Origin of the sequence: Bacillus sp. MYb56, assembly GCF_002976445.1 — a bacterium.
Classification (GTDB): Bacteria; Bacillota; Bacilli; order Bacillales; family Bacillaceae_G; genus Bacillus_A; species Bacillus_A mycoides.
Genome location: NZ_PCOH01000007.1, coordinates 137,141 through 158,095, shown reverse-complemented (window position 1 = coordinate 158,095; position 20,955 = coordinate 137,141). Strand labels below are relative to the sequence as shown.

General features: G+C 36.5%; 24 protein-coding genes. 12 read left to right on the top strand and 12 right to left on the bottom strand.

Going from position 1 to position 20,955, the window contains the following annotated elements; all coding sequences use genetic code 11:
* Positions 1 to 4 precede the first annotated feature (4 nt).
* From CQ058_RS11665 to CQ058_RS11635, 7 genes are all read right to left on the bottom strand, one after another.
* On the bottom strand, positions 5 to 1,399 hold the full coding sequence (locus CQ058_RS11665) for a peptidase G2 autoproteolytic cleavage domain-containing protein (RefSeq protein ID WP_105589709.1): 1,395 nt from the start codon (positions 1,397 to 1,399) through the stop codon (positions 5 to 7).
* 223 nt (positions 1,400 to 1,622) lie between these two features.
* A complete protein-coding gene (gene prpE / locus CQ058_RS11660) occupies positions 1,623 to 2,363 on the bottom strand; it encodes a bis(5'-nucleosyl)-tetraphosphatase PrpE (protein ID WP_002125956.1) in 741 nt (246 codons plus the stop codon).
* A 79-nt stretch (positions 2,364 to 2,442) separates the two neighbouring features.
* Positions 2,443 to 3,603, bottom strand: coding sequence for an FtsW/RodA/SpoVE family cell cycle protein (locus CQ058_RS11655; RefSeq protein ID WP_002030401.1), 1,161 nt, complete (start codon positions 3,601 to 3,603; stop codon positions 2,443 to 2,445).
* Between the two features lie 130 nt (positions 3,604 to 3,733).
* Positions 3,734 to 4,660, bottom strand: coding sequence for a glycosyltransferase family 2 protein (locus tag CQ058_RS11650; RefSeq protein WP_002011371.1), 927 nt, complete (start codon positions 4,658 to 4,660; stop codon positions 3,734 to 3,736).
* A gap of 6 nt (positions 4,661 to 4,666) precedes the next feature.
* Positions 4,667 to 5,425 (bottom strand): class I SAM-dependent methyltransferase, encoded by a 759-nt coding sequence (locus CQ058_RS11645; RefSeq protein WP_002030399.1) that lies wholly within the window; start codon positions 5,423 to 5,425, stop codon positions 4,667 to 4,669.
* 224 nt (positions 5,426 to 5,649) lie between these two features.
* Complete coding sequence (locus CQ058_RS11640) at positions 5,650 to 6,495, bottom strand: TylF/MycF family methyltransferase (protein WP_002186420.1); 846 nt, start codon at positions 6,493 to 6,495, stop codon at positions 5,650 to 5,652.
* A gap of 123 nt (positions 6,496 to 6,618) precedes the next feature.
* Positions 6,619 to 7,470: a BclA C-terminal domain-containing protein gene (locus CQ058_RS11635; protein ID WP_105589708.1), complete on the bottom strand. Its 852-nt coding sequence runs from the start codon at positions 7,468 to 7,470 to the stop codon at positions 6,619 to 6,621.
* A 165-nt stretch (positions 7,471 to 7,635) separates the two neighbouring features.
* Between CQ058_RS11635 and CQ058_RS11630 the strand changes: the two genes are divergently transcribed.
* The 10 genes from CQ058_RS11630 (at position 7,636) to CQ058_RS11585 (ending at position 15,657) form a co-directional block, all read left to right on the top strand.
* Positions 7,636 to 8,733, top strand: a complete 1,098-nt coding sequence (locus tag CQ058_RS11630) for a tetratricopeptide repeat-containing glycosyltransferase family 2 protein (RefSeq protein WP_002140850.1) — start codon at positions 7,636 to 7,638, stop codon at positions 8,731 to 8,733.
* Between the two features lie 155 nt (positions 8,734 to 8,888).
* Complete coding sequence (locus CQ058_RS11625) at positions 8,889 to 9,578, top strand: class I SAM-dependent methyltransferase (protein WP_002125965.1); 690 nt, start codon at positions 8,889 to 8,891, stop codon at positions 9,576 to 9,578.
* The gene (locus CQ058_RS11620; protein ID WP_002140852.1) at positions 9,575 to 10,261 is read left to right on the top strand and encodes a glycosyltransferase family protein; all 687 of its coding nucleotides are present in this window, start codon (positions 9,575 to 9,577) and stop codon (positions 10,259 to 10,261) included. Before CQ058_RS11625 ends, CQ058_RS11620 begins: the two co-directional genes overlap by 4 nt.
* Positions 10,262 to 10,272: 11 nt before the next feature.
* Entirely contained in the window at positions 10,273 to 10,953 is a 681-nt protein-coding gene (locus tag CQ058_RS11615; protein ID WP_002188775.1) for a glycosyltransferase family protein, read from the top strand.
* 14 nt (positions 10,954 to 10,967) lie between these two features.
* Entirely contained in the window at positions 10,968 to 11,705 is a 738-nt protein-coding gene (locus tag CQ058_RS11610; RefSeq protein ID WP_002030415.1) for a sugar phosphate nucleotidyltransferase, read from the top strand.
* A gap of 8 nt (positions 11,706 to 11,713) precedes the next feature.
* On the top strand, positions 11,714 to 12,259 hold the full coding sequence (rfbC, locus tag CQ058_RS11605) for a dTDP-4-dehydrorhamnose 3,5-epimerase (RefSeq protein ID WP_002011381.1): 546 nt from the start codon (positions 11,714 to 11,716) through the stop codon (positions 12,257 to 12,259).
* Positions 12,260 to 12,274: 15 nt separating this feature from the next.
* A complete protein-coding gene (gene rfbB, locus CQ058_RS11600) occupies positions 12,275 to 13,246 on the top strand; it encodes a dTDP-glucose 4,6-dehydratase (protein WP_002125972.1) in 972 nt (323 codons plus the stop codon).
* 11 nt (positions 13,247 to 13,257) lie between these two features.
* A complete protein-coding gene (gene rfbD, locus CQ058_RS11595) occupies positions 13,258 to 14,112 on the top strand; it encodes a dTDP-4-dehydrorhamnose reductase (RefSeq protein ID WP_002011383.1) in 855 nt (284 codons plus the stop codon).
* 108 nt (positions 14,113 to 14,220) lie between these two features.
* Positions 14,221 to 14,991, top strand: a complete 771-nt coding sequence (gene fabI / locus CQ058_RS11590) for an enoyl-ACP reductase FabI (RefSeq protein WP_002011384.1) — start codon at positions 14,221 to 14,223, stop codon at positions 14,989 to 14,991.
* A 147-nt stretch (positions 14,992 to 15,138) separates the two neighbouring features.
* Positions 15,139 to 15,657, top strand: a complete 519-nt coding sequence (locus CQ058_RS11585) for a spore coat CotO family protein (protein WP_003187999.1) — start codon at positions 15,139 to 15,141, stop codon at positions 15,655 to 15,657.
* Between the two features lie 48 nt (positions 15,658 to 15,705).
* Here the strand turns inward: CQ058_RS11585 and exsY are convergent, their stop codons facing one another.
* Positions 15,706 to 16,170 (bottom strand): exosporium assembly protein ExsY, encoded by a 465-nt coding sequence (gene exsY / locus CQ058_RS11580; RefSeq protein ID WP_002125979.1) that lies wholly within the window; start codon positions 16,168 to 16,170, stop codon positions 15,706 to 15,708.
* Positions 16,171 to 16,294: 124 nt separating this feature from the next.
* Between exsY and CQ058_RS11575 the strand changes: the two genes are divergently transcribed.
* Together CQ058_RS11575 and CQ058_RS11570 are read left to right on the top strand one after the other, a co-directional pair.
* Positions 16,295 to 16,654, top strand: coding sequence for a DUF1360 domain-containing protein (locus CQ058_RS11575; protein ID WP_000899658.1), 360 nt, complete (start codon positions 16,295 to 16,297; stop codon positions 16,652 to 16,654).
* A 164-nt stretch (positions 16,655 to 16,818) separates the two neighbouring features.
* Positions 16,819 to 17,004: a hypothetical protein gene (locus tag CQ058_RS11570; RefSeq protein WP_033708144.1), complete on the top strand. Its 186-nt coding sequence runs from the start codon at positions 16,819 to 16,821 to the stop codon at positions 17,002 to 17,004.
* Between the two features lie 76 nt (positions 17,005 to 17,080).
* Here the strand turns inward: CQ058_RS11570 and exsF are convergent, their stop codons facing one another.
* The 4 genes from exsF to CQ058_RS11550 form a co-directional block, all read right to left on the bottom strand.
* Positions 17,081 to 17,584 carry an exosporium protein ExsF gene (exsF, locus tag CQ058_RS11565; protein WP_002011391.1) on the bottom strand — a complete coding sequence of 168 codons (504 nt, stop codon included), beginning with the start codon at positions 17,582 to 17,584 and terminating at the stop codon, positions 17,081 to 17,083.
* Between the two features lie 167 nt (positions 17,585 to 17,751).
* Positions 17,752 to 18,222 carry a spore coat protein CotY gene (gene cotY / locus CQ058_RS11560; RefSeq protein WP_002011392.1) on the bottom strand — a complete coding sequence of 157 codons (471 nt, stop codon included), beginning with the start codon at positions 18,220 to 18,222 and terminating at the stop codon, positions 17,752 to 17,754.
* A 143-nt stretch (positions 18,223 to 18,365) separates the two neighbouring features.
* The gene (locus CQ058_RS11555; protein ID WP_002125980.1) at positions 18,366 to 20,432 is read right to left on the bottom strand and encodes an ATP-dependent helicase; all 2,067 of its coding nucleotides are present in this window, start codon (positions 20,430 to 20,432) and stop codon (positions 18,366 to 18,368) included.
* Positions 20,433 to 20,531: 99 nt separating this feature from the next.
* Complete coding sequence (locus tag CQ058_RS11550; protein ID WP_002125981.1) at positions 20,532 to 20,954, bottom strand: GNAT family N-acetyltransferase; 423 nt, start codon at positions 20,952 to 20,954, stop codon at positions 20,532 to 20,534.
* Position 20,955: the final 1 nt, after the last annotated feature.

Genomic DNA, 20,955 nt, shown 5'->3' with positions numbered 1-20,955 from the left:
TTTTTTAGCGAAATAATATTAAAATTTGATTTTCACCAGTACGTTTTATAACGAAAAAGCCACTTTCAGCTTTTGTGGCAATGCCGTCATCATTTGGACGACAATATCCGTGTGCTTCGCAAGTGCCGTCATCACGTACTAACATTTGTCCAATTAATCCGACAGGAAGCCACTCAGTACGGTCTCTTCTTGATATATACTTACAAGCTGGATCCCATTCTGTATTTAAAAGGGGTCGTATTTCTTGCGTATCCGTACGCGTATATTGACGTTTTCCGAAGCTATCTGTTTCATAGCGTTTTTGCCAACTTAAAGCACCGCTATTTCCTATGAGAGCAGGAGTAGCGCTGGATATGCCTAATATGAATGTATCATTTGAAGTAGCTTTTCGAATTTTTTCTTCGCTACTAAATGTAATGAAATAGCCGATATCAATAGGGCTATGATCTGCTGCCTCAAACATTTGTGCAAAATCAGTACCACCTGCATTGTAAGAAGCACCATCGATATACATTTCTCCGTTATGGGCAAGCCATTTGGCACCTATATTATAATCAGTGTCATTTGTCCCATTTGCGATAAACCAGGAATAAGCTTCTTCTGCTGTACCAAATTTCCCCATAATATGGCTGCCTGCAAAATTAGCTGTTGATGTATGATTTCCTTCCGCATGAGATGAGAATCCGTTAGCGATAGTTGCGGTTCCTTCTGCATGTGCTGCTTCGCCCAAAGCAATTGCATGTTTTCCTTCTGCATGAGAATAAGAGCCGCCTGCTGTCGTTTCACTTCCTTCGCTATGCGAACTATGTCCAGTTGCCTTTGTTTTTGTGCCTTCTGCATGAGAAAAGGGACCCGTTGCATGTGTAAGAAGCCCTTCTGCATGTGAAGCGATTCCATCAGCTTTAGATTGAAGTCCTTCTTTATATGCGTGACGAGCTCCTTTGTTATTTTCTTTTTTTATAGGTGTAGGTACAGGAGCCTGAATAGGGGCGGATCTTTCTATTTGTACATCGTTGCCCGAGATTAATGCTTCTTTTATTTTTTTTACTTGATTTATAATAGTAGCTGGAATTTCTGGTTGTACTTTTTCCTTTATTGCTGCAGGAATGTTTTCTTCTATATTTTCTTGTATCTTTTTCGAATTAAGCACAGGTTCATCATTATTAGAAGCGAGCTTCTTTTTTTGTTTTGCTTTTATTTTCCTGCTATCTATAATTCGCCTCATAACAGCATTTTCTAAAGAGATATATTTTTCTCTCGGTTTGCTTTTTTTTGATGACTCTTGTTCTTCTATTTCTTCTATAGCTGCCGCTCGAATACTGCACCAGTTGTTAATTCCATACATGGGATGGTATAAAGGGTGGAATTTTCTTTTTTGTTTAGAAGATTTTTTCTTCATTCCGTCACCTCCTGCGACAGTATATGCCGTGCAATTAAAAAAAGATGCACTTTATTGCATCTTTTTTTAATTGCTTTATCTAGTTTTAGTGTGGAATATGTCTAGAAAACACCATGATCCTCTGCAAATCGTGAATTGTATTAAGTAGAGGTATTTATCCCGATTGGTGCGGGCTAATAATCAGTGGGGGATGAACAAAACCCCCACTGATTAAAGTTTCACTTTATGAAATTGGGCGGAACTTTTCAGGGACAAAAGGTAGGGAAGAAGGGACAGAAACGGTCTCCAACTCAGGGTAACGTAGTCCAGTTAGTTTACCACCAAATACAGCACCAGTATCAATATTGACTGTATGATTCACAAAGCGAGGTTCATTGACAGGTGTATGTCCATAAACAATCCATGTTTCACCCTTATACTCTTTCGCCCAATCTTGGCGGACAGGTGAGCCGTCAGGGTGTTTTTCGCCTGTAATATCACCATATAATACAAAGGTTTCTACTTTTTTATCTTGTCTTCCTATGTAATCTTGCCGAATACCAGCGTGACAGACGGTTAATTTTTTTTCATCCAGTATGTGATATAGCGGTGATTGTTCGTAAAGAGTAATGAATTTTTCTTTTATTATTTGTTGCTTATTAGAAGGCAATGCTTCATATTCTGCAACAGTTGTTTCGAGCCCATGAGCGATTGTAACATTACGTCCAAGGAAGAAACGATACAGTTTATTACAGTGATTCCCTGGAGCATAATAAGCATCTTTTCTATTTATTACGAGCTCCCATACAATTTCAATCATCCGTAATGAATGAGGACCTCGGTCTGTAATATCACCAACGAATGCAAGCCTTCGTTTTGCGTTATGAATTGGGATACCACTATCCCAGCTATACCCTAGTTTCGTTGTTAAATCTTGAAACTCTTGGAAGCATCCGTGAATATCACCTATAATGTCATATTTCATATTTAAACCTCCAGCTCATTTTTTCATTAGTATATCTAAAATGGACATAGAAAAAAACCATACCGTTTTTCGATATGGTTCATTTAAACATAAAGATTTTAGTTCTTGAGCGTACGTTTAAAATAAATCCAATAGCAACCATATATGTGAGCAGTGAACTCCCGCCGTAGCTCATAAGCGGTAACGTTATTCCTGTAATAGGGAGTAAACCAATTGTCATCCCAATATTTTGGAATACTTGGAACGTAAACATTCCAATTGTACCAGCGCAAATATAACTACCGAAAGGTTCATTGCTTTCTAAAGCGATATGGATCATTCGGTAAATGAGTAAGAAAAAAAATGAAATAATAACACTTGCTCCTAAAAAACCGAATTGTTCAGCGATATTTGTAAAAATAAAATCTGTATGTGGCTCTGGAAAATATACTTGTCTATTTTCCCATCCTTTTCCTTGCATCTCTCCTGATCCAGTAGCTAAAAATGCTTGTCTTAATTGATATCCTTGTGCGTCATATTCATAAGGTGCAAGCCAACCATAGAAGCGATTTAATTGATATTCTTTTAGAATGTGCTCTTTAAAGAACTCTGTATGCGTGAAATAAATATATGTTAAGGTAGAGCCTATGGCGAAAATACCGGAGGTTAATCCGAGGATAAAGCGCCAACGTATACCAGAAACTAAAACCATTGTTGCAAGCATCGCTGAAATGACCATTGTGTTTCCTAAATCAGGTTCTTTTGCGATTAGAAGTAGTGGAGGTAAACTAGCTGCAAATATTTTTAAAAGTAAAATGAAATCTTCACGAGTTGTCCGAAAAAGGTATTTTTCATTATGATTCGCTATAATTCGTCCAACGACGATAATCAAAAATAATTTCATAATTTCAGAAGGCTGAAAGTTTCCGATGCCTGGAAGTCTGTACCATGCGGTAGCCCCTTTAATTGTAACGGCGCCAGGAACTTGAAGTTCTAGGCCAATTAGAAGTATGAGTGCAAAGCTATATAAATACCAAGCAATTTGTTTATAGCGATCGAAATCAATAACCATAATAACACCAATGGCGATAAATCCAATGGCATACCATTGGATTTGTTTTAATACAAAATTTACGTTTTGTAAAAATGGTGGTAAAGAAGCTTGTGCACTTGCGATAGCAAAGCAGCTAACAATCCCAATGGCAAATAAAATGAATATTAATATGTAGTCTATTTGATATTGAGTGTTCGGATCTTTCACTGTATGAATTCCTTTCTACTGCTCTCTATATTAGTGGGTTTTAGTTGGTGCATCACATAGTTTAAAAAGAATGTATGAACTATACGCATTATTCACGTAAAGCTCACACATTTTATTTTCGCAGAATAGACTAATGATGTAGCTCTTTTATAATTATGTCCAAACAATGGGAAAGACGTACATGTGCATCTGGAATGAGGTTTGGTAGCTGGCTATAATATTCTAAGGAACCTTTACACCATTTATAAGCGCTAATTAGACCTAGTCTATAATCTGTATTATCTTGTAAAAATCCGTATTCTTTTGAAGTTATAACGAGGTGCGTAAAATCCTCAGATCCTTCAAGGAGCTTGCTGTGTATTTGTTGCCCAGTATGGTAGCGAAATTGGCTTAAAGGTTCGGATATGTATACTGCGTCTCCTTTAGAAAGTAAGGAAATCCATGATGCCATATCGACACTACAAGAATAGTGCCTTCCTTTTAGCGTGCCGAAAGGTTCAGTGAGTAACTGTTTTCTAAACAGAATAGTTGTAGGCTCACCGATAATGTTATGTCCACCTTTTAACATCCAGTCGCCTAAAAATATTCCGTTTAATTGAATGTCTTCGCTATATAATCTTTGTGTTGGATGAGCATCTCCAATTAAATTCCCGTGATCATCAATACGTACTCGATAAGAAGTTATAAGAACGAGATTTTTATTTGTGTCTTGCTCAAAATAAGCCATCATTTTTTGTATTTTATGATTATAAAACACATCATCGTCCATTAAAAAATTTATATACTCCCCATTAGATTTCTCTAAGAGCATAAGATCGTTATGAAATTGTCCTAAAGTAGTGGTATTTCGAATGTATGTTATGTTTTTATAATTAGGTAAATACTGTTCATTTATTAAGATTTCTGTTTCATCATTTGTACTATCGTCTCCTATAATAATTTCAATGTTTGGATAAGTTTGTGCCAATGCACTTTCTAGAGCGATTTTGAAATAATGTGGTCGATTATAAGTGGGAATAAGGATGGAAACGAGAGGTGACTTTTTTTTATTATTCATACGAAACTACCTTTCAGAAGCTTTTTTTGTAAGAACGATATCTTGATAACTTGTATATTCATTTCTGCCGCACCATAAACCATAATGCGGTTTATTAATTACCTCTAAGCCATGTTTATTTAATAAGGTGCGGATATCTTCTTCAGGATAGGCAACTGCGAAATTAGGAATATCTTTATTCACAACATAACAATTTTCAATTTGATGATAAAAACCTAATGTACTTAGCCCAGAATTTAAGTAATAGGATGATTCAGGGTTAATGAGAAAGAAGGTAATAAAACATCTCCCATCTTTTTTTAGAACACGTACAATCTCAGATACGTAATGTTCTAATTCTTTCGGAAGGAGATGGGTAAATACAGAAGTTAAAAAAATAAAATCGAATGAATCGTCTTCATATGGAAATTTGTATTGAGAAGCATCTTCTTTTCCTTCTGGGTTGTAGAATTGATTATATATATCAACGTGTTCAAAATGGAAATTGCTACGGGCAGTTGAAATATTATTTTTGCACCATGTAATGCCATCTTTAAATAAATCAAATCCATAATAAGCTCCATCATCACCTAAGTAATTCATTAATGGAACAGCCATTCGACCGACACCACAACCTACATCTAACACTGTTTCATTGGATTTTAAACTACCAATTTGAATAAAATGCTTTATGAATTCTTTTCCAACCTTTTGAAAGTCGCCACCTACATATTGGACGAGTTCGGGAGGTGGGATTAATGCGATTTTTTTTTCAAGCTCGCTCATAATTTCACTCCTTCCTTGTAGTAAATAGGGAACCAACATTTTTAACATGCAGCTAACATTTTATAGTGGGAGGGGAAACGATATTAGAACTGTTGCGATATGTAAAAAGCTCCCTAGAACAACTGGAAATAGTAATGGGAGCTTTTGTTTTTATTTATCATGCTATTGGCGAAGGCTAATAATTAGTGTGAGATGGAGAAACCCTAACTGAATAAAGTTTCGCCCTATTCTTTTCGCCAATAAACCCCGAATACATCAATTTTAGTAATAGGAGCTTTTAAGTTTCTTTGATTTCTAAAGTCTGTCACGGCCTCTGCGCAAGCTGGTAGTCCATAGTCATCAATAATAATATAGCCACCCTTAGAAACTTTATCGTATAAGTTCACGAGACCATCCATTGTGGATTCATACATATCACCGTCAAGGCGTGCAATTGCGATTTTTTCTATTGGTGCTGTTGGTAAAGTATCTTTAAACCAGCCTTTTAAAAATTTTACTTGATCATTTAATAAATCATATTTTCTAAAATTCTCTTGTACTTGTTCTAAAGAAACGCGTAAGTAATCGAAAGAGTGTAAATAATCTCCGTAATCTTTCGGATAGTGTTCTAAATTCGGTGTTGGCAAACCTTCAAATGAATCTGCAACCCACACATTACGATCAGTAATGTTATTTGCCTGTAAAAAACCATTCATAAAAATGCACGATCCCCCGCGCCACACACCTGTTTCAATAAAATCACCTTCTATATTTTCACGGACAACTGTTTCTAGTGCTTCATGTAATTGATTCATTCGTTCCCGGCCGATCATACTGTGTGCTGCTCTTGGCCAATCCATCCCATCTTGACGTTCACTTTTTAAAACATCTGGTTTCACAATTTTCAAGTTATGGTTTTCAGCATATTGCTTAATGAATAAAGGAAGTGGTACGGTAACTGGTTCATATGGAAGTTCCTTAGAAATATGTAATGAAGCAGGTAAGTATGGCTCATACTCTAGCCATATTTCAAATAAAATTGTTTTCTTTAACAACTCGAGATAAAGCTGAACAGCAAATTTATTTTCCATATTTGTGCCTCCTGCAAAATGTCATACAACAATATGATTATGTAGATAGTGAAAGTTTCATGCTTGAATTCATAATTGAAAAAGCAGTAAAACTGATATCAGTTTTACTGCTAAGTAAAAAAATTAAGCGATTTTTTCAATAATAATGGATGCACTTGTACCAAGAGCTAGAGATAATCCAAGTCCTGTAACGACAGCTTCAACCATTGATGGCGTTATTGTAATTTGTGTAATTGCCTGGATAACGAGAGGCGCTCCAAGTGAGATTAAACTTGTTCCAGCGCCAGGTATATTAACGCCGTTCACTTGAATTGCAAGGCTACCTAATATACTTACTGCTGCAGTATATGCGATAACAGTAATTTTATAGAATCCAGTTTCACTTATGATGAAAGTATCAGCGTCTAATTGAGAAATTGCTGTACCAAACTGAGATCCAACCGTGTTAAACGGTACAGGATCATTAATTCCAAGAGCTAAAGAAACTGTAGCAGAGTTAAATGCATACAATCCTGCTGGAAGTCCTAATCCAGATGGCCCAGATGGCCCAGTCGGCCCAGTCGGCCCAGTCGGCCCAGTCGGTCCAGTCGGCCCGGTAGGTCCAGTTGCGCCAGTGTCTCCAGTCGGCCCAGTCGGTCCAGTTGCGCCAGTGTCTCCAGTCGGCCCAGTCGGTCCAGTTGCACCAGTGTCTCCAGTCGGCCCAGTCGGTCCAGTTGCGCCAGTTGTACCAGTGTCTCCAGTCGGCCCGGTAGGTCCAGTCGCGCCAGTTGTACCAGTGTCTCCAGTCGGCCCAGTCGGCCCAGTCGGCCCAGTAGGTACGGTAGGTCCAGTCGGCCCAGTAGGTCCAGTCGGCCCGGTTGGAAGTGTAAACGGTGGTATTGGTGGTAAAGTTGGACCTACAAGATTAGGATCAAATGCACTAGCTGATAAGAATTCATCAGGATTTAAGCCATCTGAATAATTATTATTTGACATAAATTCACCTCCATAAAGCTTTCATTATATAGTAGATGCAAAATCACAAGAAAATGACACGGACATTTGAATTATTAAAAAGAAATCTTAAATAGCTTGAACAAGTTAAAAAAATGGAAAGTTTATTGTATGTATAACATATGATTGAGTTGGAAGAGGGTGATTATGTTGAACAAGCAAGGAATTACAATTAGTCTATGTATGATTGTTCGCGATGAGGAAAATACAATAGATCGATGTTTGGACGCGGTAGAAAAAATTGTTGATGAAATTATTGTAGTTGATACAGGATCCACTGATCGAACGAAGGAAATTGTAGCAAAATACACTTCTAACATACACGATTTTCCGTGGATTGATGACTTTGCGGCAGCTAGAAATTTTGCGTTTTCAAAAGCAACGCAAGAATATATATTATGGTTAGATGCTGACGATGTGTTATTAGAGGAAGCTCAAGAATCACTGAAAACATTAAAACGAGAGTTAGATGGTAAAGTTGACGCTGTTTCTATGCCTTATTATCTTGTAATGGATTCTAATGGGAAACCTTTATATTGCACAAGAAGATATCGACTTGTAAAGCGTGAAAAACAATTTCAATGGTTTGGAAAGGTGCATGAGTATTTAGCTGTTTCTGGTGAGATTTACAATAGTAATGTCGCCATTACACATAAGAAAGAAAAAGAAATAACGAATCGTAATTTGAAAATTTTTCAAAATGCTGTAGCAGCTGGAGAAGAATTAAGCCCGAGAGATTTATTTTATTACGGTAATGAATCTATGGATAATCAAAAATACGACGATGCGGTTCTTCTGTATGAAACATTTCTTAATCAAGAGGAAGGATGGCATGAAGAGAAAATTTATGCATGTGGTAAGTTAGGAGATTGTTATGCGAAGTTAGGAGACTGGGAGAAGGCAGTTGAAACTTGTACGAAGTCGTTTCGTTATGGTATTCCTAGAGGAGAGAATTGTACAAGAATAGGATATATATATATGGAACAACAAAAGTATAATGAAGCGATATTTTGGTTTAAGCTAGCAACTGAAGTGCCGCTAGCAGAGGATAGTCCTTTTCACAGTCCGGCTAGTTATACGTGGATTCCATATTTACAAATGTGTATTTGTTATAGCAGATTAGGAGATCAAGATAAAGCTTATTATTATAATGAATTGGCAGCTTCTTATGTTCCGAATAATGCTGCGATTGAATATAACCGTAAATATTTTAGAGGCATCTATGATAAACAATATAAAATGTAATTTGTTCTATTTTTAGGAAATGACTTGTCGCTATTCTAATGATAGTAGAATGGCTATATATTAGATTATCGGTAATGCAACCAATAGAGATGGCATCCTTTGTAGAATATCTTTTGTTTATATTTCAAATTCAATTTGCATAAGGAGTGTGTGAAATGAATCGGGAGAAAAGTTCTTTATACGAAGAAAAATCTGAACATTATTATAATGCGATAAATCCTAATTTATTCAAGCATATAAAAAAGGAATGGCAAGAAGTTCTTGATATTGGTTGCTCGAGCGGTGCATTAGGAGCGGCTATAAAAGAAAATGGAGCACGTGTATCAGGAATTGAGGCGTTCCCAGAGGCTGCCGAAAAAGCGAAAGAAAAACTAGATCATGTTATTTTAGGTGATATAGAAACAATGGATCTTCCTTATGAGAAGGAACAATTTGATTGTGTCATATTCGGGGATGTATTAGAGCATTTATTTGATCCGTGGGCTGTTATAAAGAAAGTAAAGCCATATATAAAAGAAAATGGTGTGATTTTAGCTAGCATACCAAACGTTGCGCACATTTCAGTATTAGCTCCCTTACTCGCTGGAAATTGGACGTATACAGAATATGGATTATTAGATAAAACGCATATTCGTTTCTTTACTTTTAATGAAATGCTAAGAATGTTTTTAAAAGCAGGATATTCTATTAGTAAAGTAGATCGTGTATATGTTGATCATAAAATATATGAGCCACTTATTGAAGAGTTATATGGAATTTGTAAAAAGTATCGTCTTGGAAGTGGCTTCATGGCTGAGACAGTTGTATTTCAATATATTATTGAAGCAGAAAAATCACAATTATGAGTGCTGCAGAAAAAACAATACTATTTGTTACATGTATAAATGATCGGAAATTGTATGCACAATGTGCGCGACATATATTGAAATTGGCAGTACCTCCTGGGTATACTATACAATTTATGCCGATTCGAAATGCAAAAAGTATGACGAGCGGATACAATCAAGCCATTTCACATCCAGCGAAGTATAAAGTGTATTTACACCAAGATGTCTTTATTATAAATGGAGCCTTTCTATACGGATTAATTCAATTATTTGAGGAGCATGAACATCTTGGGATGATTGGGATGGTTGGATCCCAATATGTTCCTCCAAATGGTGTATGGAACGAAGGGCGTGGGATTGTCGGGAAAGTCATTGGTTATATGAACGATTTGTTTTATATGGCAAGTTTAGAGCAACCATTTCATGAATCGAAAACATTTATTCCTGTGGAATGTATTGACGGTTTATTGATGGCGACACAATATGATATTCCGTGGCGAGAGGACTTATTTGATGGGTTTGATTTTTATGATGTATCCCAATCTTTTGAATTTAAAAAAGCTGGGTATACAGTCGGTGTCCCTGTGCAGCGTGATGCTTGGTGTATTCATTATCATTTCGATGTAAATATGACGAACTATGAAAAGTATAGAAAAGTATTTGTAGAGAACTATATGTCAGATGTGAATAAGGAAGAATAGAGGGCTACAAAATGAAAGATCATACAATATTAGTTGTTGTTTGTGTAAATAATGAAGAGCTTTTCGAGCAATGCGAAAGGCAAATAAGAAACATTGTTGTTCCCCCTGGCTATGTAGTGCAAATTTTTCCGATACGAGATGCGAAAAGTATGGCAAGTGCGTACAATCGAGTACTTTCATATCCGGCGAAATATAAAGTATATATACATCAAGATACTTACCTTATTAATCGTGATATGTTTTGTACCCTCATTTCTCTTTTTAAAGAAAATGAAAAGCTTGGTTTAATTGGAGTAGCTGGTGCTCAGTTTTTACCGAGTAACGGGGTATGGTGGGAAGGGAAAAATTTAGTAGGGAAAGTGATTGAGTACAGAAGACAGAATTATCAATTATTAAATTTGGATCTAGGGTTTTATGGAAATCAATCTTTTATGTCAGTGCAAGCAATCGATGGTTTACTCATGGCAACGCAGTATGATATTCCGTGGCGAGAGGATTTGTTTCAAGGATTTCATTTCTATGATGTGTCACAGTCTTTAGAATTTCAAAAGGCTGGATATTTAATTGGTATCCCTAATCAAGCAAATCTATGGTGTATTCATTACAACGGAGATGAGTTTGATGCGGATACATATGAGAAATACCGGGAAATTTTTGTGGAACATTATAAAGAGGTGCTATCTCCATCATAAGGGAGAGATGAAGGATGAAAGGGATTATTTTAGCAGGCGGGACAGGATCGAGATTATATCCAATAACGAAAGTAACGAATAAACATTTACTTCCCGTTGGGCGGTATCCGATGATTTATCATGCGGTATATAAGCTGAAGCGATGTGAAATTACAGATATTATGATTATTACCGGTAAAGAGCATATGGGAGATGTTGTGAGCTTTCTAGGAAGTGGTCAAGAGTTTGGTGTATCCTTTACGTATCGTGTGCAAGATAAGGCGGGTGGGATTGCGCAGGCACTAGGACTTTGTGAAGATTTCGTAGGAAATGATCGGATGGTAGTTATATTAGGAGATAATATCTTTTCAGATGATATTTGCCCGTATGTTGAAGAGTTTACAAGTCAAAAAGAAGGGGCTAAAGTGCTGCTTCAATCTGTAGAAGATCCCGAGCGATTTGGTGTAGCGCATATTCAAGGCCGAAAAATAATTGGAATTGAAGAAAAGCCGAATGAGCCGAAAAGTTCTTATGCTGTTACGGGAATTTATTTGTATGATTCGAAAGTCTTTTCTTATATAAAAGAATTAAAACCTTCCGCAAGAGGGGAACTTGAAATTACAGATATAAATAATTGGTATTTAAAACGAGGAGTACTTACTTATAATGAAATGAGCGGCTGGTGGACTGATGCGGGAACGCATGCTTCTCTTCAAAGAGCGAATACGTTAGCGCGGGATATAAACTTTGGGAAACAGTTTAATGGAGAATAGGTGAAAATATGAAAGTTGTAGAAACAAATTTTACCGATGCGAAATTGTTAGAACCGAGATTGTTTGAAGACGAGCGAGGTTTTTTTACTGAAAGTTATAATAAGAAGATGCTAGAATCGTTAGGGATTACGCATTCATTTCTGCAAGATAACGTATCTTATTCAGCGCATTCGGGGACGATTCGAGGGCTACACTTTCAAAAAAATCCGAAAGCACAAACGAAACTCATTCAAGTTATGCAAGGTGCAATATATGATGTTATCGTTGATTTGCGAAAAGATTCACCTACATTTAAAAAGTGGAGAGGTTATATTTTAAGTGCGGATAATCATAGGCAATTATTAGTGCCGAAAGGATTTGCTCATGGTTTTTGTACACTTGTACCTCATACAATTGTTATGTATAAAGTAGATGAGTATTATAGTGCTGATCACGATTCCGGTTTGCTTTGGGAAGATAAAGAATTATCAATTCCATGGCCGGTAACAAATCCTATCTTGTCCGATAAGGATCGAATATTACCATTACTTCAGGAATATGAAGATAGTTTTTAAGTAGGAGAGTTGTTTATGAATATATTAGTTACAGGTGGAGCTGGATTTATTGGAAGTAATTTCATTCACTATATGTTAAAAAACTATGAAACATATAAAATCATTAATTACGATGCATTAACATATAGCGGGAATTTAAATAATGTAAAGTCTATTCAAGAAAATCCTAACTACTCATTTGTAAAAGGGAAAATCCAAAATGGAGAGCTGCTGGAACATGTTGTTAAGGAACGTGACGTGCAAGTAATTGTAAATTTCGCAGCTGAATCACATGTGGATCGTAGTATTGAAAACCCAATTCCTTTTTATGATACGAATGTAATAGGTACAGTCACGCTGTTGGAGTTAGTGAAAAAATATTCACATATTAAACTCGTGCAAGTATCAACAGATGAAGTATACGGTTCTTTAGGGAAAACAGGAAAGTTTACCGAGGAAACCCCGCTAGCTCCTAATAGTCCATATTCTTCAAGTAAAGCGAGTAGCGACATGATAGCCTTATCTTATTATGAAACGTATCAATTACCGGTTATTATAACGCGTTGTTCTAATAACTACGGACCGTACCAATATCCTGAGAAATTAATTCCGTTAATGGTTACGAATGCGCTTGAAGGAAAGAAACTACCATTATATGGTGATGGATTGAATGTAAGGGATTGGCTGCATGTAACGGATCATTGTAGTGCAATTGACACCGTTTTGCATAAGGGATGTGTAGGAGAGGTGTATAATATCGGCGGAAATAACGAAAAAACAAATGTAGATGTTGTGGAACAAATTATAAAACTTTTAGGAAAAACGAAAAAAGATATTGAATTTGTAACAGACCGTTTAGGTCACGACCGTCGTTATGCGATTGATGCACAAAAAATGAAGAATGAGTTTGAATGGGAACCGAAGTATACGTTCGAACAAGGATTAAAAGAAACGGTGGAATGGTATAAAAACAATGTGGACTGGTGGAAACCACTAAAAGAAAAGTAAGGGGCATGTAGATGAAAGAACGGATTATCATAACGGGAGCGAACGGTCAGCTAGGGAAGCAACTACAAGAAGAGTTGAATTCTGAGGAATATGACATATATCCATTTGATAAAAAGTTATTAGATGTAACAAATATATCCCGAATTAAGCAAGTGGTACAAGAAATAAAGCCACATACAATTGTTCATTGTGCAGCGTATACGAAGGTAGATGGTGCTGAGAAAGAACAGGATCTTGCTTACTTAATAAATGCGATTGGAGCTCGAAATGTAGCGGTTGCTTCACAATTAGTAGGGGCTAAGTTAGTGTATGTCAGTACCGATTATGTATTTCCAGGTGACAAACCGGATGGCTATCATGAATTTCATAATCCAGCACCGATAAATATATATGGAGCTTCTAAATTTGCAGGAGAGCAGTTCGTAAAAGAGTTACATAATAAATATTTTATAGTTCGTACATCGTGGTTGTATGGTAAGTATGGAAATAATTTTGTGAAAACGATGCTACGATTAGGAAAAGAGAGAGAAAACATATCTGTTGTAGCGGATCAAATTGGCTCTCCTACGTACGTGGCAGATTTAAATATGATGATTAATAAGCTCATTCACACTTCTTTATACGGTACGTATCACGTATCCAATAGAGGATCATGTTCTTGGTTTGAATTTGCCCAAAAAATATTTTCGTATGCAAATATGAAAGTGAATGTATTACCTGTTTCAACTGAAGAATTCGGATCGGCGGCTGCGAGACCAAAATATTCTATCTTTCAACATAACATGCTACGATTAAATGGTTTTTTACAAATGCCTACTTGGGAAGAAGGATTAGAAAGGTTTTTTATAGAAACAAAAAGTCATTAACAAATTTATGTTAGTGACTTTTTTGTTTGCCTTTAAGAGGTTTTATGGTACTATAATTATAGTATCAGGTACTAATAACAAGTATAAGTATTTCTGGGAGGATATATCATGGAACTATTACAAGGGAAAACATTTGTTGTTATGGGCGTTGCGAACCAAAGAAGTATTGCATGGGGAATTGCTCGCTCTTTGCATAATGCAGGTGCAAAATTAATATTCACATATGCAGGAGAGCGTTTAGAAAGAAACGTTCGTGAACTAGCGGAAACATTAGAAGGACAAGAATCACTTGTATTACCTTGTGATGTAACGAATGATGAGGAACTTACAGCTTGCTTTGAAACTATTAAGCAAGAAGTTGGTACAATTCACGGTGTTGCTCACTGTATTGCTTTTGCAAATCGTGATGATTTAAAAGGCGAATTTGTAGATACTTCTCGCGATGGATTTTTACTTGCACAAAATATTAGTGCATTCTCTTTAACAGCTGTAGCAAGAGAAGCGAAGAAAGTGATGACAGAAGGCGGAAATATTTTAACTTTAACATACCTTGGCGGCGAGCGCGTTGTGAAAAACTATAACGTTATGGGTGTTGCGAAAGCTTCATTAGAAGCTAGCGTGAAATATTTAGCGAACGATTTAGGACAACATGGCATTCGCGTTAACGCTATTTCTGCAGGACCAATTCGTACGTTATCTGCGAAAGGTGTAGGCGACTTTAACTCAATCTTAAAAGAAATTGAGGAGCGCGCACCACTTCGTCGTGCGACGACTCCAGAAGAAGTTGGAGATACAGCAGTATTCTTATTCAGTGATTTAGCACGCGGAGTAACAGGTGAAAACATTCATGTTGATTCAGGATATCATATTTTAGGATAAATATAATAGGAATTAAAGTTTAAAAAGGACAGTCTCTAAACGTTGAGACTGTCCTTTTTAATTGTTCCCAGAAAGAACGATTTTTAACGAAAGTTCTAGCCACGTTATGAATATAACTATAATAGTACACGATTTATCCAGCTACGTATGGAAGTGGGAGGGACGAGTGTGAAGAATAAAAATAAAAGTTCAACAGTTGGAAAACCGTTGTTATATATTGCACAAGTAAATTTAGAACTCGCTGCACCGAAAATAAAAAGAATTATTTTAACGAATTTTGAAGATGAGGATCAAAAAGAGCAAAGTAATAGAAATGAAAGTATTGTAAGTAGTGCTGTGGAAGAAGTGGTAGAACAAGAGAAACAAGAACCACGAGAGGAGCCTAAAGTGGAGGTGGAAGAAAAAGTAGAGGAAGAGCAAGTGAGAACGGTCCCTTACAATAAATCCTTTAAGGATATGAATAATGAAGAAAAAATTCATTTTTTATTAAATCGTCCTCATTACATTCCAAAAATAAGATGTAGAATAAGAACGACGACCGTCTCATATATAGGATCGATTATATCTTACCGTAATGGCATTGTATCCATTATGCCACCAAATAGTATGAGAGATATTCGATTATCTATAGAAGACATCAAATCGATTGATATGGCCGGCTTTTAAATATGTAAAGGTGGTAGAAAGCTTCTACCACCCCAATAGTTTTTTAGTTTACTTAACTATAGAAACGTCGCGTAAGCACTGAATAGCACAGAAGCAGCTTAAATCAACAGTAATGCAAGTAGATGTCGAGATTAATCTTGCATTTGGTATAGCTAAAAACGTACAAATTGGATCGTCGCCAGGTGGTACAGGAGACCCATCACCTAATACTACAGTTAACACACGTAGGACAGCACAGCTATCGTCATCTACGCTTTCTACACGGAAAATTGGAGATTGGCAGCTAGTAAGGCTTGAAGATGGTGCAAATGCTTCAAATGGCGTTCCAGCTTTTGTGTATAAAATAAAAGGGCGTGTATTTGCTACTGCTGCTGTATTGTGTGCTCCTAAAAATGGAATTTCACAACCAGAACCACATGTTGAACTAGAGCAATCTTGTAGTTCATTGATGAATTTTACGACGTCAACTACGCAGTGAGAAGAGCTATGGTGTTTATTTTCGTTACAACTCATTAATGTCACTCCTTATCTTCTTGTTTGTATTTACATTAATAAGATATTGGAGTGGGGGAGATTTGGTCACAATCTTAAGACCTTTTTTTTTAAATAGGCTAAAGAGGATAGGGAAGGTGGAATTATGTTATTTACAAGCTGGCTTTTATTTTTTATTTTTGCGCTAGCTGCATTTAGGTTAACTCGTCTTATTGTTTATGATAAAATTACAGCTTTTTTGCGAAGACCGTTTATTGATGAGTTAGAGATTACAGAGCCTGATGGAAGTGTATCGACTTTTACAAAGGTGAAAGGGAAAGGATTAAGAAAGTGGATTGGAGAATTATTAAGCTGCTATTGGTGTACAGGTGTGTGGGTTAGTGCTTTTTTATTAGTTTTATATAAATGGATTCCTATTGTTGCAGAGCCTGTACTAGCATTATTAGCCATTGCAGGTGCAGCAGCGATCATTGAAACAATTACAGGATATTTTATGGGAGAATAATAAAGTGAAAATTTAATCAGTGTGGGGCATCCCCCGCTAATTATCAGCCCGCACCAATCGGGATAAATCTTCATGATGTTAGAAAAAGCGGAGTTTAAGAGGATGCGGGAACGGAAATAAAGAGTTGTTCATATAGTAAATAGACAGAATTGACAGTAGAGGAGATGTTTGCTGTGAGCAATAATCCAAGGCAAAATTCATATGATCTACAGCAGTGGTATAACATACAGCAACAGCAACAAGCACACCAACAGGCATATCAAGAACAGTTACAGCAACAAGGGTTTGTGAAAAAAAAGGGATGCAACTGTGGGAAAAAGAAGAATACAATAAAACAATATGAAGAATGAAACACTCATGTTACGGTGAGTGTTTTTTATTGTAAAAATAAAAAGCGGTATTTCAATTAAGAAATACCGCTTTTTACTAGCTAATTTGTGCAACTGTTAATGCTGCAGCACGGATGTCTACAGTTCCAAGCAGTTCAACTGGTACAATTTGAATTAAGTCACCAGGGTTTAAGTTAATAAGAATAACACCACTGGATACGTCTACTTCACCAGTACCAATAACGTTAGAGCGAACCGCTGTACCTGATCCAGGAATAATGTTAGCTGGTGTACCTAATGATAAGAAGAAACGACCAGCTTCTGGTGCAGTAGGAACGTTATCAAGACTGATCGTTAATGTATAACTGATTTGATAAATACCAGCTACTTGAATTCGAATACCGTCTCCGACACTTACTGTATTATTTATTACAGGAACAGTAATATTTGGGTTTGGACTTACGCTAGGTAATAGTAGTGGTGTGAATAGTGAAGCGAACTGAGGTGCAGAAGCGTTGAAAGCAAAACCGAAGGCAGGTAGTGTACTAGCTGGTTTCGCCTCACAATCAATGTTATTAAATTCGCAATCAGAAGAGAACATGTTTTTCACTCCTTTATCTGTTTCTACTTTTAGTTAATGAAAAGGACAGGTTCTATGTTCTAGACAAGTTCCCAATTTTATAAAAAATACATAATAATACCTTTTAAGCATGGATTGGGTGGCAGAATCATCTGCCACCCAATCCATGCTTAAATTAGTATTCAGTTTTATATAGAAACATCGCGTAAGCATTGAATAGCGCAGAAGCAACTTAAATCAACAGTAATACAAGAGGAGGTTGATACTAATCTTGCATTTGGTACAGCTAAAAATGTACAGATTGGATCGTCACCAGGTGGTACAGAGGTACCATCACCTAAAACTACAGTTAATACACGCAATACAGCACAGTCATCATCATCTATACTCTCTACACGGAAAATTGGAGATTGGCAGCTAGTAAGGCTTGCAGATGGTGCAAATGCTTCAAAAGGTGTTCCAGCTTTTGTGTATAAAATAAAAGGACGTGTATTCGCTACTGATGCAGTGTTATGTGCTCCTAAAAATGGAACTTCGCAACCAGATCCACATGTTGTGGTTGCACATTCTTGTAGTTCATGTATAAAACGAACGACATTAGATACACAGTTGAAATCACAATCATGGTGTTGATGATCTTCATTACAATTGCAGCTCATTATGTTCACTCCTTATCGTGAGTTCTGACATACACTATTACAATATGAACGGGATATGGTTGATATTACGTTAATTCTCAGGATAGAAACAGGGAATTTATATAGAGGGGATGTACATATCGTGATATGGAAAAAGACACCCATTATTTAATGGATGTCTTTTCAGGTAAATCTTTTTGCGTAGTATATAGAAAACGAGATATATCTAGTTTCTTTCCTCTGAAAAATTGCGGGGAGGAAATGTAAAGTTCTTCTTTTGCGCGTGTAATGGCGACATAGAGTAATCGTCGTTCTTCTTCTAATGCTTCAGAAGTCTCCGTCACACGGTCATTTGCATCTTTTAAAGAAGAAGTATGCGGCAATATACCATCGCTTGCTCCGAGTAAAAAGACGCATGGAAATTCAAGGCCTTTCGCGTTATGAATTGACATAAGCGATACAGCATCTTTTTGCGGCATTGTTTTTAATGCTTCCATTTCTTTTTGACCTTGAATGGCCTCGTTAATAAATTGTAAGTAAGCTGGAATATCCGTAAAGCGAGTTGCTGATTCCATTAATTCTTCTAACATTTCTTCTTGTATGTCCTTATGCATCGTAAAGGAAGAACGATCATTACTTTGTAAGTACTCTAAATACTTTCCTTTACCATGAATAATTTCTTTCAATGCTTTTTTCGGTTCAAGTTCTTTTATAAACTTAATAAAATCGATTCGCTCATTTACTTTTTTAACTTGAAAAGGTTTCAAGCTTGGGTTTAGTAATAGAAAATGAAGAAGAGAAGGGAAACGGCCCTCACCATATTTCCATTGTTCACGTTCAATAAATGAAATGCACTCATCACGGCCAATATACATTGTTGGTAATATATTTGAAAGTGATTCGAGGCGGAACGGTTCAAGCACGAGTCGTAAGTGATCTAATACGGGCCTAATTAAAGAATGTTCGTAGAACGATTGGCTCGCTCCATGTTTAATAAATGGAATCTTATGAATTGTAAGCTGATCAAGTAAAGAACGGCTTACAGAATGTGTACGATATAATAAACAAAAATCTTTATAATTTCGTTCACCACTATCTACTTTTTCCTGAATGAGTTGCAAAATTTGATTTGCTTCATCAAGAGTTGTCGCAGGTCGTGCATAAAACGGCTGTATGCCATCGTTACGAACAGAATATAGCTCTTTATCAAAACGTTCTTGATTGAGCTTAATAACTTCATTTCCAAGTCCTACGATAAATGGATTAGATCGATAATTCGTATTAAGTGCGATAATCGTAGTATTATCAAATTCCTTTGGAAAAGATAAAATAATTTGGTGACTTGCCCCTCGCCAGCCGTAAATCGCTTGATCGTCATCACCTGCGATAAATAAATTATTTCTCGGCGTGGCTAACAATTTTACAATTTCATATTGTGCATACGACGTATCTTGAAACTCATCTACTTCAATGTAATGAAAACGCTCTTGTAATTGAGTAAGCAGGGGAGCGTTATTTTCTAACATATAATACATTTCTAATAAGATGTCGTCAAAATCGATATAATTGTGTCGTTGTTTTACCTCTTCGAAACGTTCGTATACTTCTTTGAACTCTTGTTCAACCGGTGTTTTCGCTTTTACATCTTTCGGACGATTCAATTTGTTTTTCTCAAGTGAAATCATAGCGAGTATCGTTTCGGCATCATAATCGTCTTTTAAGCGCAATTCTTTCAAAATTTTCTTTATCATAATTTGTTTATGTTTTTCATTTGCTAAAATTTGCTGATTATATCCTTGACTACGAAGCAATTTTAAAAAGACAGAGTGGAATGTACCAGCAACGACATAGCTACTTGCGGCATGATTCATACCAGGTAAATTCGCTACACGGCTTCGAATTTCTTCAGCTGCTTTTTGTGTAAACGTCAGCAGCAAAATATTTCGCGGATGGACATGTTTTACATTAACTAAATAACCAACGCGAGTTGTTAAAACAGATGTTTTACCACTTCCAGCACCAGCTAGTGTAAGGACAGGTCCTTCTGTCGTTTGCACTGCTTCTAACTGTTTTTCATTTAAATAAACACCTTGCTGTTCTAAAGCGCGGAAATACGCCGCATCTGCATCTTCTTCCATAATTAAATGGGTAGATGTTTTTGGAATATGATACGCCGCTTGCGGAATGCCAGCGTGTGTTAACGGTTTTTGTGAAAATTTTTCTTGTGTCATATATTCACCTTCAAAACTATAGCATCAACATTTAACTTTAGCGGAAGAAAAAGAAAATAGCAATGTAAAAAACAGGAGGGGCTACCTCCTGCTACAAAATTATAATTCTTTTATCATTACGACGTGCGGGATATTTGCTTCCATAAACACATCAGAAGCCGTCACGTATCCTAGCTTCTTATAGAAAACTTCAGCATGTGTTTGAGCATGGAGTTTCAATTTCGGTAGAGACTCTTCTTTTGCATGCGCTTCAAGTGCATCCATAATGATTTTGCCAATGCCTTTTTGGCGATGGGAAGCTAGTACGCAAATGCGCTCCATTTTTCCTATTCCATCAACGATGCGGAAGCGACCAGCACCAACTGGAACATCATTATCATATATAACAACGTGTGTTGAAATCTCTTCAAACTCATCATACTCTTCTTCTGCAGAAACCTGTTGTTCATTTACAAATACTTGCTTACGTACAGAGAATGCATCACTTAGTTGTTCGTCCGTTTGTACGATTTGTGCGTGCAAA